The 13,792-nt window shown below is 72.9% G+C and carries 12 protein-coding genes; 5 read left to right on the top strand and 7 right to left on the bottom strand.

The window, feature by feature from the left end; all coding sequences use genetic code 11:
* Positions 1-73: 73 nt before the first annotated feature.
* Positions 74-610, top strand: coding sequence for a type 1 glutamine amidotransferase domain-containing protein (locus ACZ43H_RS12400; protein ID WP_464583153.1), 537 nt, complete (start codon positions 74-76; stop codon positions 608-610).
* Positions 611-677: 67 nt separating this feature from the next.
* Here the strand turns inward: ACZ43H_RS12400 and ACZ43H_RS12395 are convergent, their stop codons facing one another.
* The 3 genes from ACZ43H_RS12395 to ACZ43H_RS12385 all read right to left on the bottom strand — a co-directional run bounded on the left by ACZ43H_RS12395 (position 678) and on the right by ACZ43H_RS12385 (position 3,700).
* On the bottom strand, positions 678-2,318 hold the full coding sequence (locus ACZ43H_RS12395; protein WP_464583151.1) for an MFS transporter: 1,641 nt from the start codon (positions 2,316-2,318) through the stop codon (positions 678-680).
* Positions 2,319-2,349: 31 nt separating this feature from the next.
* On the bottom strand, positions 2,350-2,952 hold the full coding sequence (locus ACZ43H_RS12390) for a TetR/AcrR family transcriptional regulator (protein WP_464583149.1): 603 nt from the start codon (positions 2,950-2,952) through the stop codon (positions 2,350-2,352).
* A 133-nt stretch (positions 2,953-3,085) separates the two neighbouring features.
* Positions 3,086-3,700: an alpha/beta hydrolase gene (locus ACZ43H_RS12385; protein WP_464583147.1), complete on the bottom strand. Its 615-nt coding sequence runs from the start codon at positions 3,698-3,700 to the stop codon at positions 3,086-3,088.
* A gap of 51 nt (positions 3,701-3,751) precedes the next feature.
* Here ACZ43H_RS12385 and ligA point away from each other — a divergent pair, with 51 nt between their 5' ends.
* The gene (gene ligA, locus ACZ43H_RS12380) at positions 3,752-5,908 is read left to right on the top strand and encodes an NAD-dependent DNA ligase LigA (protein ID WP_464583145.1); all 2,157 of its coding nucleotides are present in this window, start codon (positions 3,752-3,754) and stop codon (positions 5,906-5,908) included.
* A gap of 21 nt (positions 5,909-5,929) precedes the next feature.
* Here ligA and ACZ43H_RS12375 read toward each other — a convergent pair whose 3' ends face one another.
* From ACZ43H_RS12375 to ACZ43H_RS12360, 4 genes are read right to left on the bottom strand one after another with little or no spacing between them, the layout of a single operon-like run.
* Complete coding sequence (locus ACZ43H_RS12375; protein ID WP_464583143.1) at positions 5,930-7,033, bottom strand: hypothetical protein; 1,104 nt, start codon at positions 7,031-7,033, stop codon at positions 5,930-5,932.
* On the bottom strand, positions 7,026-7,544 hold the full coding sequence (locus ACZ43H_RS12370) for a SigE family RNA polymerase sigma factor (RefSeq protein WP_464583141.1): 519 nt from the start codon (positions 7,542-7,544) through the stop codon (positions 7,026-7,028). The genes ACZ43H_RS12375 and ACZ43H_RS12370 overlap by 8 nt, the downstream gene beginning before the upstream one ends.
* Positions 7,545-7,599: 55 nt before the next feature.
* Positions 7,600-8,619: a cobalamin B12-binding domain-containing protein gene (locus ACZ43H_RS12365; protein WP_464583139.1), complete on the bottom strand. Its 1,020-nt coding sequence runs from the start codon at positions 8,617-8,619 to the stop codon at positions 7,600-7,602.
* Positions 8,616-9,953 carry a PP2C family protein-serine/threonine phosphatase gene (locus ACZ43H_RS12360; protein WP_464583137.1) on the bottom strand — a complete coding sequence of 446 codons (1,338 nt, stop codon included), beginning with the start codon at positions 9,951-9,953 and terminating at the stop codon, positions 8,616-8,618. Before ACZ43H_RS12360 ends, ACZ43H_RS12365 begins: the two co-directional genes overlap by 4 nt.
* Before the next feature lie 241 nt (positions 9,954-10,194).
* Here ACZ43H_RS12360 and gatC point away from each other — a divergent pair, with 241 nt between their 5' ends.
* The 3 genes from gatC to gatB are packed head-to-tail and all read left to right on the top strand — an operon-like array spanning position 10,195 to position 13,498.
* Positions 10,195-10,494, top strand: a complete 300-nt coding sequence (gene gatC, locus ACZ43H_RS12355; RefSeq protein ID WP_464583135.1) for an Asp-tRNA(Asn)/Glu-tRNA(Gln) amidotransferase subunit GatC — start codon at positions 10,195-10,197, stop codon at positions 10,492-10,494.
* Positions 10,491-12,005 carry an Asp-tRNA(Asn)/Glu-tRNA(Gln) amidotransferase subunit GatA gene (gene gatA / locus ACZ43H_RS12350; protein WP_464583133.1) on the top strand — a complete coding sequence of 505 codons (1,515 nt, stop codon included), beginning with the start codon at positions 10,491-10,493 and terminating at the stop codon, positions 12,003-12,005. Before gatC ends, gatA begins: the two co-directional genes overlap by 4 nt.
* On the top strand, positions 12,002-13,498 hold the full coding sequence (gene gatB, locus ACZ43H_RS12345) for an Asp-tRNA(Asn)/Glu-tRNA(Gln) amidotransferase subunit GatB (protein ID WP_464583131.1): 1,497 nt from the start codon (positions 12,002-12,004) through the stop codon (positions 13,496-13,498). The genes gatA and gatB overlap by 4 nt, the downstream gene beginning before the upstream one ends.
* Positions 13,499-13,792 lie beyond the last annotated feature (294 nt).

Here is a 13,792-nt window from a genome sequence, read left to right as displayed (position 1 = left end):
CGCCCGGGTGGTGCATTCCTCACCGGGCGCCGGGTACTCAGGAGGCAGACAACCGAGCCCGAGAGGAGTGCCCATGAGCGACCTGACCGGCAAGAAGGTGGCCATCATCGCCACCGACCACTTCGAGGAGGCCGAGCTCGTCGAGCCCCGTGACGCCCTGATCCGGGCGGGTGCCGAGGTGAGGATCTACTCCAGCGGGACCGACCCCATCCAGGCCGTGGAAGGGGACACCGAGCCCACGCAGAAGGTCGAGGTGGACGGCACCTTCGACGACCTCGACACCGGTGCGGTGGACGCGGTGGTGGTGCCGGGCGGCACGGTCAACGCCGACACCATCCGGACCGACGAGAAGGCCCGGGCCATCGTCCGGGCGGTCACCGAAGCGGGCAAGCCGCTCGCGGTGATCTGCCACGCGCCCTGGCTGCTGGTCTCGGCCGGGCTCGTGAAGGGCCGGCGGCTGACGTCGTACTCCAGCCTCGCCGACGACGTGCGCAACGCGGGCGGCGACTGGGTCGACGAGGAGGTCGTCGTGGACGGCAACCTGATCACGAGCCGCAACCCGGGTGACCTGCCGGCCTTCATCAAGGCCCTGGAGGACGCGCTGTCCTGAGCCGCCCCCGGACGCACGAGGGCCCGGTCACCAGCGCGGTGACCGGGCCCTCGTCGTACGTCGGGCGTCAGCCCACGTGCACGCCGGCCTCGGGGCCGTCGGTGGCCAGCTCCTCGTGCTTGACGTCGAGGAAGACCCAGATGAGCAGCGAGGCGAGCAGGATCATCCCGGAGCCCACGAGGAACGCGTGGGTCGCGCCCTCGGTGAACGTGGCCTGGAAGCCGGCGGCCTGCAGGAACGACAGGGACGTGCCGGGGACCTGCGCCGTGGGGTCGATGCCCGCACCCTGGGCGGCCTGTGCCAGGCCCGAGCCGATCTCGTCGGCACGGGCGTTGGTGAAGTGCAGCGAGACCGTGCTGAGCGTGGCCAGCCCGAGCGCGCCACCGACCTGCTGCATGGTGTTCAGCACCCCGGACCCGATGCCGGAGTCCTCCGCCCGGACGTGGTGGACCGCCGTGAGAGTCAACGGCACGAAGGTCATGCCCATGCCGATCGACATCATCACGATGAACGGCAGGATCGAGGTCCAGTAGTTCACGTCGGCACCGGCCGGCGTGCCGCTGGCGATGGCCTGCACCACGGCCGAGGGCGAGTCGTCGATCGCGAGCCTCGAGAACCCGAAGAGCGCGCCGGCCGCGAGCAACGTGCCGACCCCGGCGATGAAGCGCGGGTCGATCCGGGCCACGAGGTTCGACGACAGGCCTGCACCGATCACGATGCCGACCGAGAACGGCAGGAACGCGAAACCGGTCCGCAGCGGGCTGTAGCCGACCAGCTGCTGGATGAACAGGCTGAGGAAGAAGAACATCGCGAACATCGCCGCGGGCACCAGCATCATCACCACGAAGCTGGTGGCGCGGGTGCGGTTCTGGAGGATGCGGATCGGCAGCAGCGGGTGCTCGACCCGCGACTCGACGAACGCGAAGAGGCCGAGCAGCGCGACACCGGCCGCCAGCGAGGCGATCGTCCACGGGTCGTCCCAGCCGTGCGCGGCCTCGCCGGCGCGGGTCAGGCCGAAGACGATGCCGAGCAGGCCCAGGGTGCCGGTCAGGGCGCCGGGGATGTCGAGCTGCCCGTGGTGGGACTCGGACTCGGCGAGCAGCCGCGGGGCGAGCGCCGCCGCGACGAGGCCGATCGGCACGTTGATGAGGAAGGTCAGCCGCCAGCCGCTGAACTCCAGCCCGCCGATGCCGTCGAGGCCGGTCAGCCAGCCGCCGAGGATGAGGCCGACGGCCGCGCCGGCGCCGGACATCGCGGCGTACACCGCGAAGGCGCGGTTGCGCTGCGGGCCGGCGGGGAAGGTCGTGGTGATCAGCGCCAGCGCAGCGGGGGAGGCCAGGGCGGCGCCGAAGCCCTGCAGGCCCCGGGCGCCCAGCAGCAGCGCCTCGTTCTGGGCGAGGCCGCCGAGCAGCGAGGCGACGGCGAAGACGATCAGGCCGGTCATGAAGATCCGGCGCCGGCCGTAGAGGTCGCCGAGGCGACCGCCGAGCAGCAGCAGGCCACCGAACGCCAGCGCGTAGCCGGTGACGATCCAGGAGAGGTTCGCCTGTGAGATGTCGAGGTCCTGCCCGATGTAGGGCAGGGCGATGTTGGCGATCGTCGCGTCGAGCACGACCATCAGCTGGGCGACCGAGATGAGCACCAGGGCCCATCCGAGGTGGGCGTGCTGCCCGGGGGCGCGCGCCTCGGTCTGGGTGACGTCGGTCATGAGAGAGGTCCTTCGGTGTGTGTGGATCCGGTCAGCGCCGGCCGGTGGCGGCCGGGAGGATGATCTGGTCGATGACACGGGTGATGAGCGCCTCGTCGGGCAGCTCACCCATGACGTACATGCGGTGCAGGACGATGCCGGCGAGCGCCGGCGCGAACAGCTCGATGTCGACCCCGTCGGCCAGCTCGCCCCGGTCCCGCGCCCGCTCGAAGACGGTGCGGGAGACCTGGGACTTGGGGCCGATGACCTCGCGCCGGAACGCGGCGGCGAAGTCCTGGTCACGGTGGATGGCGGTGAGGACGCTGGCGAACGTCCCGACCGACTGCTGGTCGGTGAGGCCGCCCATGCCGCAGAACGAGGCGATCAGGTCGCCGCGCAGCGAGCCGGTGTCGGGCACCTCGGGGGTGGTCTTGACCGAGAGCAGTGCGTCGATGACCAGGCTCACCTTGCCGTTCCAGCGGCGGTAGAGCGTGGCCTTCGAGGCCTTGGCGCGGGTCGCGACCGCGTCCATGGTGAGGCGGTCGTAGCCGACGTCGGCGAGCACCTCGAGGGTGGCGTCGAGGATCTGCTGCTCACGGTCGCCCTCGACGCGGGGTCGGCTGACCGCGGTGTCGGTGGCGGGGGCGGGTGTCATGGGTCTCCTGCGTCGATGAAACGAAACGGTTTCGTTTCGTCGAACAGGGTAGGCCGGGGCGTCATTCCCCCTCGACCGAATTACCTGCGGTGGTCTGGTCCACCGTCCGCGGCCCGTCCGGGCACGCGCCCGGTCAGGCGAGCTGGGCGAGCGCCGCCTCCGCGGCGAGGTCGTTCCACGCCGCGACCCGCTTGAGCATGTAGTGGCCGACCGGCCCCATGTCCCGCAGCTCGGCCCGTGCGGCGACGTCCCGGGCCCGGGCGACGAAGGCCTCCGTGGCGCGGTACGACGTGATGTGGTCGCGCCGTCCGTGGGCGGCGACGAGCTGCTTGCCGGTCAGTGCGGTCACCGGCTCGTCGGCCGGGAACCACGGCGCCAGCCCCACCACGCCGACCACCGACGGGTCGTCCGCCACGTGCACCGAGGTGCGCGCGCCCATCGAGTGGCCGAGCAGGACGACCGGGACGTCGCCGTGCGCCCGGCGTACCTGCTCGAGGGCGCGGCGCGCGTCGGCGACCGGCCCGCTGCCGCCGTTCCAGCCACGCTCGCGGTAGCGCAGCAGCCAGGTGCTCGCGCCCGCTGCGTGGACGCGCGGGGTGATGGCGCGCTGCATCGCCGCCGTACGCCGCCACGAGGCGCTGCGCCCGTCGACCGGCGTCGTGGAGCGCTCCTTGCCGCCGTGCAGCATCAGCACCACCGCGCTCGGGCGCCCGGGAGGGTCGAGGATGGTGAGGGAGGGGTCGGTCACTGTCGTCTCCGCGGCTGCCACGTCGGTGGTTCGGAGCCGCGCCGCGCGCGGATGGACTTCTCCGGGTGTCGGCGTCACCGGGCTGTCGGTGACGTTCGGCAAGATAGTCCCGTGGAGACGACCGACGCTGCCCCGACCCCCGCGACCGACGAGGCCCGGGACGAGCACCGGCTGCTCACCGAGGAGGTCGAGGAGGCGCGCTGGCGCTACTACGTCCTCGACGACCCGACCCTCTCGGACGCCGACTTCGACCACAGGATGCGGCGGCTCGAGGAGCTCGAGGAGGAGTTCCCCGAGCTGCGCACCCCTGACTCGCCCACGCAGAAGGTCGGCGGAGCGGTCTCGACGGAGTTCACCGCGGTCGACCACCTGCAGCGGATGGAGAGCCTCGACAACGCGTTCTCGGCCGAGGAGCTCGCGGCCTGGCACGCCCGGCTGGCCCGCGACGGCGTGGCCGACCCGGCGCTGCTCTGCGAGCTCAAGGTCGACGGCCTGGCCATCAACATCCTCTACGAGGACGGGCGACTGGTCCGCGCGCTGACCCGCGGTGACGGTCGCACCGGCGAGGACGTCACGCCCAACGTGCGGACCATCGACTCGGTCCCGCACCGGCTCACCCCCACCGACGAGTTCCCGGTGCCGGCCCTGGTGGAGGTGCGCGGTGAGGTCTTCCTCCCGGTGGAGGCGTTCGAGCGGCTCAACGCGACCATGGCCGACGCCGGCAGGCCGATGTTCGCCAACCCGCGCAACGCCGCGGCCGGATCGCTGCGGCAGAAGGACCCCCGGGTCACGGCCACGCGCGCGCTCGGCATGGTGTGCCACGGCATCGGCGCCCGGGAAGGGTTCGAGCCCGGGTCGCAGTCCCGGGCGTACGACGCGCTCGCGGCCTGGGGCCTGCCCGTCTCCGACCGGGTCCGGGTGCTCAACAACCTCGCCGAGGTCGAGGACTTCATCGCCCACTACGGCGAGCACCGCCACGACGTCGAGCACGAGATCGACGGCGTGGTGGTCAAGGTCGACGACGTGCAGCTGCAGCGGCGGCTCGGCTCGACCAGCAGGGCCCCCCGGTGGGCGATCGCCTACAAGTACCCGCCCGAGGAGGTCAACGCCGAGCTGCTCGCGATCGAGGTCAACACCGGCCGGACCGGGCGGGTGACGCCGTTCGGCCGGATGGTGCCCACCCGGGTGGCCGGCTCGACGGTGGAGATGGCGACCCTGCACAACGCCCACGAGGTCAAGCGCAAGGACGTGCGGCCCGGCGACACGGTGATCCTGCGCAAGGCCGGCGACGTCATCCCCGAGATCGTCGGGCCGGTGCTGGCGCTGCGGCCCGAGGGGCTCGCGGAGTGGGTGATGCCGACCGAGTGTCCCGCCTGCGGCACCCCGCTGGTGCAGCAGAAGGAGGGCGACAAGGACCTGCGCTGCCCCAACCACCAGAAGTGCCCGGCCCAGGTGCGCGAGCGCATCTTCCACGTGGCCGGCCGGGGTGCCTTCGACATCGAGGGGCTCGGCTACGAGGCGGCGGTGGCGCTGCTCGAGGCCGGTGTCGTGACCGACGAGGGCGACGTCTTCGACCTCGACGAGGCCGCACTGCGCCGCGCGCCGCTGTTCACGCGTGCCCCGAAGAAGGACGAGGGTGATCAGCCGGTGCTCTCGGCCAACGGCCGGCGGCTGCTCGACAACCTCGGCAGGGCCAGGCAGGTGCCTCTGTGGCGCGTCCTCGTGGCCCTCTCGATCCGCCACGTGGGGCCGACCGCGGCCCGGGCGCTGGCCACCGAGTTCGGCTCGATGGAGGCGATCCGCGCGGCCACCGAGGACGCGCTCGCCGCGGCCGAGGGTGTCGGGCCGACCATCGCCGAGTCGGTGATCGAGTGGTTCTCCGTCGACTGGCACCGCGACATCGTCGACAAGTGGGAGCGCGCCGGGGTCTCGATGGCCGACGAGCGCGACGAGTCGACGCCGCGGACGCTCGAGGGGCTCACGGTCGTGGTGACCGGGTCCCTGGTCGACTTCAGCCGCGACTCCGCCAAGGAGGCGATCCTGGCCCGCGGTGGCAAGGCCGCCGGCTCGGTGTCGAAGAAGACCGACTACGTGGTGGTGGGCGAGAACGCCGGCTCCAAGGCCGACAAGGCCGAGCAGCTCGGCGTGCCGGTCCTCGACGAGGACGCCTTCAAGCGGCTGCTCGACGGAGGAACGGACGCTCTCTGAGCGGTCCCCGCCGGGCCCGCTTCACGACCCGTAGGGGTTCCCGCCAAGCTTGAGCTGCCCGCTGCCGTGGAAGTCGTACGACGTGCAGTCGCCGCCGATCGGGGTGCAGGTCGAGAGCGTGTGGCCGCGGACCTCCATGGTGTGGCCGTCCGGGGTCCACCCAAGGTCGTCCAGGGGCCCGGTGACGTCACGCTCCTCGCCAGTGCGGGCGTCGTACACGATCGCGGCGGGGCCGTCGTCGCCCGTGCCCTCGTTGTCGAAGGCGTGCAGGTAGCGGCCGTCAGGGGAGAAGAAGGCGTACCAGCCCCGGCGCAGCGGCACCGTCCCGGTCGCCCGGCCGTCAGCCATCGCGTGCACGGTCCACACGTCCTTGGCGTCGCGGGTCCCGTAGGAGCCGTTCGCGGCCTCGAACACGCCGTCGCTGCCGGGGACCCCGCGCGCCTGTCCGGTCCGCCAGTCCACCTCGGTCCACCCGCCGTCGAAGTGCACCCACACCGCGTCGCCGTCGAGCACCACCGGGGGTGCCTCCCAGCCGCCCCAGGTGAACGTGCCGTCGATGGTGACCCGGGCCAGCTCGGTGTCGGAGACGACGTCGTGGACCACCACGTCCCAGCGGTCGCCGCGCGCGGCGGCGTACGCGAGGTGCGTGCTGTCGGGCTCCAGGCCGACGATCCGGTCGCCCGTGGACACGTGGATCGGGGAGCGACCGCTGTCCGGGGTCACCAAGGTGTACCGGGAGGTGCCGGGGGCGTCCGTCGCGGCCCGGTCGCCGCTGCGCACGACGGCGCCGGCGGACGTGTAGTACACGGACTTGACCGGCTCCCCGAGGTCGACGACCCGGCCGCCGATGTGGACGTCGGACCCGATCGCGAAGGCGCCGGTGGAGGCGAAGTCGGCGGTGGTGCCGGCGGGCTCGAGGGCGCGGTCGTCGTGACGGAAGGAGTTCGACGCCAGGGTGGTACCCGAGCCCAGCAGGGCCAGCGTCACCGCAGCGGCGGCCCCGGTCGAGGCGCGCCGGCGCCGGCGCAGGGTGCGCCCCCGGGCGAGGACGACCCGGGCCGCGGGGGGCGGGACCTCGAGGGAGGAGGCCTCCTCGTGGAGGAGGGCAGAGAGTCGTTCAGTCATGGTGGGCTCCCAAGGTCTGGGGGACGACGCTGTCGCCGAGGACGCGTCGGAGGTGGACCAGCGCGTCCGAGGTCTGGCTCTTGACGGTGCCCTCGCTGATCCCGAGGGCGGAGGCGACCTCGCGGACGCTGAGGTCGTCGTAGTAGCGGAGGACGACGACGGCCCGCTGCCGCGGCGGCAGTCCGCGCAGCGCCGAGACGAGAGCCGGACGGCTGCTCGGGTCGTGCTCGAGGCCCTGCTCCGGCAGCACCTCGGTGGGGTGCTCGTTGCGCCACGACCGGCGCCGGAACCACGAGGCGGCGGTGTTCGCGAGCACGACCCGGGCGTATGCCGGCGCGGCGGCGAGGTCCTGCACCCTGCGCCAGGATGCGTACGTCTTCGCCAGCGACGTCTGCACCAGGTCCTCGGCGAGCTGGTGCTCACCGAGCATGAGATAGGCGGTGCGGTACAGCCCCGGCCAGGCGGCATGGACGAACTCGGTGAACTCGTCGTCCGTCAGCGGTCGTGCCATCGATCCTCCTCGAGTGGTCACCACGAAGGATGCGGTGGGGTCGGGATCGGTTGGGTCAGGCCTCGTCGAGGAGGCGGACGGCCTCGGGGTGGTCGTGCAGGCGCTGCCGGAGTGCCTCCTCGGCGACCCGCACCGTCCCGGGAGGCGCACCGCGTCCGGCCAGGACGCCCTCGAGCCAGGTGCGATTCTCCGCGACGACGCGGGGGTCCTCGGTCAGCAGGGCGCCGGCCAGGCAGTCGACGAGGTGGGGCACGAAGCTCGCGAGCACCACCCGCCAGTCGTCGACGCTGGTGGCTCCGCGGCCGGTGTCCAGGCCCAGGGAGGCGCCGATCGCGGCGATCACGTCCCGGCTGATGGTGTCGACCTCGGCCTCGATGCTGCGGGCCTCGAGCGCGCCCGGGTGCCGCAACGCCGGGACGGGCGCCGCGTGCACGGGCAGGGAAGCGACCAGCCGCACGGCGTCCTCCGGCGTCGCGGCGAAGCCGGTGGCGCCCAGCCGCTGGGCCCGGACGCCCTCCGCGTCGAAGGCCCGGCCCCCGACCACCACCGGGGTCCCGGTCCCGCGCACCGCCTCGATCGCCCGGCGGACCCGGGGCAACGACGAGGTCAGTGAGGCACTCAGCAGGACCGTGCGCGGGCCGGTGTCGAGGATCGCGCTCACCAGGTGGTCGCGAGAGGCACTGGGGCCGAGGTACGCCACGCGGCACCCGTGCGCCTGCAGGTCGACCGCCACCACCAGGGCCGGCAGCGAGTGCCACTCGCGTTCGACGCACGCGACGGCCAGCAGCGGACCGGTGTCGACGGGGGCGAGGGTGTCGCCGAGCCGACGGACCACCGCCTCGTTCACCGCGGTGGCGGCGTGCTCCCGGGCCACGGTCCACTCGCCGGCCGCCCACAGCGCGCCCACCCGGCGCTGGCTGGCGATGACGAGCGTGTCGAGGAGGACGTCGAGGGGTACGCCGCGCCCCCGGACCGCCGCCGCGGTGGCGTGGGCTGCCCGCTCGTCCCCGGACGCGACGGCCGACCAGTAGGCGTCGAGGTCGGCGCCCTCCACCGCGGCCGTCGCCCGGCTCACGGGGAGTCCGGGCTGAACTGGGCCGCGAGCAGGGCGATGTCGTCGTGGGGCCGCTCGCCGAGGTGGTCGGACACTGCGACGGCCACCGACTCGATGAGGGCGGACGGGGGCAGGCCGCCGAGGTCGCGCAGCGCCGCCCGCAGGCGATGGTCGCCGAACAGGTCGTCGGCGCCCCTGGCCTCGGTCACGCCGTCGGTGTGGACGAGGAGCGTGTCGAGCGGACCGAGCAGCACCTGCGTCTCGGCGTAGACGGCGCCGTCCAGCAGGGCCAGCGCGACCCCGTCGGCGGTCACCTCCTCGAGGGTGCCGTCGGCCCGGACCACCAGCGCCGGGGGGTGCCCGGCGTTGGCGAGGTCGACGCGCAGGTGGCCGTCCCGGGGCCGCAGCCGGGCGCAGACCCCGGTCGCCATGCCCTCGGAGAACTCCTCGGCCTCGGCCACCAGCACCCGGTTGGTCAGGCCCAGGATCCAGCTCGGTGCGCGGTCGACGTGGGAGGCGGTCCGGACCGCGTTGCGGATCCGCTTGGCGTGGACCGCCGCCTCGACGCCCTTCCCGGCGACGTCGCCGCACAGCAGGATCAGGTCGTCGTCGGGGCCGTGCACGTCCAGGAAGTCCCCGCCGAGCTCCTGGGACTGGTGGGCGACCCGGTAGTACGTCGCGAGCTGGAGGCCGGGCACCCGCGGCATCTCGGCAGGTGCGAGCGAGCGGCGCAGCACCGAGGCGACGTACCGGCTCTCGGCCACGACCAGGGTGGCGTCGAGGCCGACCGCGACGCGGGCGGCGAGGTCGTCGAGGAAGTTCTGGGCGTCGCCGAAGCCGAAGCCGGGGGCGCGGCCGATCACCAGCACGCCGAAGGAGCGCCCACGGGCCGCCAGCGGCAGCACCGCGAGCTGCTCGGTCCCGAGCGCGTCGACCTCGGCCAGCAGGTCGGGGTCCGGCAGGAACGCCGCGAGCGCATCGCGGCGCGCGGGGCCGCCGGCGGGGACCACGACGTCGTCACGCAGGCCCCGACGCAGGGCGTTGTCGAGATCCACGGGCGTGCCCTCGACCAGTCGGGAGGACCTGCTGCGCAGCGGTCCGTCCTGGACGGCACCGGAGACCAGCTGCCACTGACCGGTCCGCACGACCACCTGGGCGACGTCGACCATCTCCTCCAGCAGTACGGCGACCAGCGTCTCGAGCGCGCGTTGCGGGTTCTGGATCGCCGAGACGGTGCGGGAGAGACGGAGCAGGAACTCCGCACGCGTGGAGGCCTGCGCGAGCCGTGCCCGCGGCTCGGCCGAGCGCGACTCGGCGAGCAGACGCGCGTGCCGCTCCCGGACCGAGGTGCTCACCGCTGCTCCCGCCGTTGCGCGCAGGCCCGAGTGGCGTATGCGTCCAGTGGACGGATTGTAGGGCGAGCCGGGAACGATCCGGGCACGAACGGGCGTGAAACCAGAAGGTCCGCCCCAAAGGGTGAACGACCGACCGCCGCGTGCGGCTCAGGGTGCGCCCGGGCGCACCCTGAGCCGCACGACCCGGGGTCGGTGCCGGGCGGGGGGAGCCGGCCCGACGGGCTCTCCTAGGATTGAGCCCATGCCCGATATCACCCGTGACGAGGTCGCCCATCTGGCGAACCTCGCCCGGATCGACCTCGACGACGCCGAGCTCGACCACCTCGCACCGCAGCTGTCGGTGATCCTGGAGTCGGTGGCGTCGATCAGCGGGGTCGCCGGCGATGACGTCCCCCCGACCTCCCACGCGATCCCGTTGACGAACGTCTTCCGTGACGACGTCGTGCGCCCGTGCCTCACCGCCGAGCAGGCGCTGGCCGGCGCTCCGGCGCAGGAGCAGCAGCGCTTCGCGGTGCCGCGCATCCTCGGGGACGAGCAGTGATCCGCCGTACGGCGGCGGAGCTCGCCGACGCGCTGGCGGCGGGGGAGACGACCTCGGTCGAGATCACCCGCGCCCACCTCGACCGGATCGCCGAGGTCGACGGCGCCGTGCACGCGTTCCTCCACGTCGACGCCGAGGGTGCGCTCGCCCAGGCCGCCGCGTCCGACGAGCGCCGGGCGGCGGGCACCCCCGCCTCCGCGCTGGACGGCGTCCCGATCGCGGTCAAGGACGTGCTGGCCACCGAGGGCCTGCCCACCACCTGCGGCTCCCGGATCCTCGAGGGCTGGATCCCGCCGTACGACGCCACCGTCGTCGCGCGGCTGAAGCAGGCCGGCCTGCCGATCCTCGGCAAGACCAACATGGACGAGTTCGCGATGGGCTCCTCCACCGAGCACTCGGCCTACGGCCCGACCCACAACCCGTGGGACCTCGACCGGATCCCCGGCGGCTCCGGCGGCGGGTCGGCGGCCGCGGTCGCCGCGTTCGAGGCGCCCCTGGCCATCGGCACCGACACCGGCGGCTCGATCCGCCAGCCCGGTGCCGTGACCGGCACGGTGGGTGTGAAGCCGACGTACGGCGGGGTGTCCCGCTACGGCCTCGTCGCGCTCGCCAACTCCCTCGACCAGGCCGGCCCGGTGACCCGCACGGTGCTCGACTCGGCGCTCCTGCACGAGGTGATCGGCGGGCACGACCCGCTCGACTCGACCAGCATCGACCAGCCGCTCCCGTCGCTCGTCGACGCCGCGCGACAGGGCGCGGCCGGCGACCTGACCGGCGTCCGTATCGGCGTCGTGAAGGAGCTCGGCGGCGACGGCTACCAGGCGGGCGTGCTGGCGCGCTTCCGGGAGTCGGTCGACCTGATGGTCAAGGCCGGCGCCGAGGTCGTCGAGGTGTCCTGCCCCAGTTTCGTGCACGCCCTGGCGGCGTACTACCTGATCCTCCCGGCCGAGGCCTCGAGCAACCTCGCGAAGTTCGACGCGATGCGCTACGGCCTGCGGGTGCTGCCGGAGCACATCGAGAACCCGAGCGCCGAGGAGGTCATGCGTGCCACGCGTGACGCCGGCTTCGGCGACGAGGTCAAGCGCCGCATCATCCTCGGCACCTACGCGCTCTCGAGCGGCTACTACGACGCCTACTACGGCCAGGCGCAGAAGGTCCGGACCCTGATCAGCCGCGACTTCGCTGCCGCGTTCGAGCAGGCCGACGTGCTGGTCTCGCCGACCGCGCCGACCACGGCCTTCAAGCTCGGCGAGAAGCTCGACGACCCGATCGCGATGTACCTCAACGACCTCGCGACCATCCCCGCCAACCTGGCCGGCGTGCCCGGCATCTCGGTGCCCAGCGGCCTGGCCGACGAGGACGGGCTCCCGGCGGGCGTCCAGATCCTCGCCCCGGCGCTGGCCGACGACCGGCTGTACCGGGTCGGCGCCGCCCTCGAGGCGGCGCTGCTCGGGCAGTGGGGTGGCCCGCTGCTCGACAAGGCCCCTGCCCTGGAAGGAGCGGCCCGATGACCGCCGACGTCCTGGTCCCCTTCGACGAGGTGCTCGAGCGCTTCGACCCCGCGCTGGGCCTCGAGGTCCACGTCGAGCTCAACACCGCCTCGAAGATGTTCTGCGGCTGCCCGACGGAGTTCGGCGCCGAGCCGAACACCCAGGTCTGCCCGACCTGCCTGGGCCTCCCCGGCGCGATGCCCGTCGTCAACGGCAAGGCCGTGGAGTCGGCGATCCGGATCGGCCTCGCACTGAACTGCCAGATCGCGGAGTGGTGCCGGTTCGCCCGGAAGAACTACTTCTACCCGGACATGCCGAAGAACTTCCAGACCTCGCAGTACGACGAGCCGATCGCGTTCGACGGCTTCATGGACGTCGAGGTGGACGGTCAGACGTTCCGGGTCGAGATCGAGCGCGCCCACATGGAGGAGGACACCGGCAAGTCGCTGCACGTCGGCGGCGCCACCGGTCGCATCCACGGCGCCGACTACTCGCTGGTCGACTACAACCGCGCCGGGATCCCGCTGATCGAGATCGTCACCAAGCCGATCGTGGGCGCCGGTGCGAAGGCGCCCGAGATCGCCAAGGCGTACGTCGCCCAGCTGCGCGAGCTGATCGTCGCGCTGGGTGTCTCGGACGCCCGGATGGACCAGGGCTCGATCCGCGCCGACGTCAACCTCTCGCTGGCCCCGAAGGGCTCCGGGGTGCTCGGCACCCGCACCGAGACGAAGAACGTGAACTCGCTGCGCTCGGTCGAGCGGGCGGTCCGCTACGAGATGTCCCGGCACGCAGCGGTCCTCGGGGAGGGCCGGTCCATCCTCCAGGAGACCCGGCACTGGCACGAGGACACCGGGATCACGACCAGCGGTCGTGAGAAGTCCGACGCCGAGGACTACCGCTACTTCCCCGAGCCGGACCTGGTGCCGGTGGCCCCGGCGCGCGAGTGGGTCGAGGAGCTCCGCGGCACGCTGCCGGAGAACCCCACCCAGAAGCGGGCCCGCCTGCAGGCCGAGTGGGGCTTCTCCGACCTCGAGATGCGCGACACGGTCGGCGCCGGCGCGCTCGGACTCGTCGAGCAGACCATCGCGGCCGGCGCGACCCCGCAGGCGGCGCGCAAGTGGTGGCTCTCGGACATGGCGCGGCGCGCGAACGAGGCCAACGTGGAGCTGACCTCGCTGGCCGTCACCCCGGGTGACGTCGCGCGCGTCCAGGCCCTGGTGGACGAGGGCAAGATCAACGACAAGCTGGCCCGCCAGGTCTTCGACGGCCTGCTCGCCGGTGAGGGCACGCCCGACGAGATCGTCGAGGCCCGCGGGCTCGCGATCGTGTCCGACGACGGCGCCCTCGGCACCGCGGTCGACAACGCGATCGCCGCCAACCCCGACGTCGCGGACAAGATCCGCGACGGCAAGGTCGCGGCGGCGGGCGCGCTGATCGGCGCGGTCATGAAGGAGATGCGCGGCCAGGCCGACGCCGCCCGGGTCCGCGAGCTGATCCTCGAGAAGCTCTCCTAGGAGTCGAGTCGGCGCAAGTGCAGGCGAAGAACGGGTCGAGTCGGCGCAAGTGCAGGCGAAGAACGGGTCGAGTCGGCGCAAACTCGTCAGTCAACTGACGAGTTTGCGCCGACTCGACGTCGTTTCGCGACGAGTTTGCGCCGACTCGACGTCGTTTCGCGACGAGTTTGCGCCGACTCGACGTGGTTTTGCGGCGAGTTTGCGCCGACTCGACGTCGGTCCGGACGCTGCTGACGCCCCGCCGTCCTGCGTTGGTAGGCTGCCGCCACCACTCATCACGCCCGCACTGGGGAA

Source organism: Nocardioides sp. DN36 (genome assembly GCF_055380375.1).
Note: the sequence above shows the minus strand (reverse complement) of the source record. Positions and strands in the feature narration are given on the sequence as shown.

Coding starts and splice junctions, on each gene's coding strand:
- ACZ43H_RS12400 (WP_464583153.1), top strand. CDS start 74: ATGAGCGACCTGACCGGCAAGAAGGTGGCCATCATCGCCACCGACCAC.
- ACZ43H_RS12395 (WP_464583151.1), bottom strand. CDS start 2,318: ATGACCGACGTCACCCAGACCGAGGCGCGCGCCCCCGGGCAGCACGCC.
- ACZ43H_RS12390 (WP_464583149.1), bottom strand. CDS start 2,952: ATGACACCCGCCCCCGCCACCGACACCGCGGTCAGCCGACCCCGCGTC.
- ligA (WP_464583145.1), top strand. CDS start 3,752: ATGGACTTCTCCGGGTGTCGGCGTCACCGGGCTGTCGGTGACGTTCGG.
- ACZ43H_RS12375 (WP_464583143.1), bottom strand. CDS start 7,033: ATGACTGAACGACTCTCTGCCCTCCTCCACGAGGAGGCCTCCTCCCTC.
- ACZ43H_RS12370 (WP_464583141.1), bottom strand. CDS start 7,544: ATGGCACGACCGCTGACGGACGACGAGTTCACCGAGTTCGTCCATGCC.
- gatC (WP_464583135.1), top strand. CDS start 10,195: ATGCCCGATATCACCCGTGACGAGGTCGCCCATCTGGCGAACCTCGCC.
- gatB (WP_464583131.1), top strand. CDS start 12,002: ATGACCGCCGACGTCCTGGTCCCCTTCGACGAGGTGCTCGAGCGCTTC.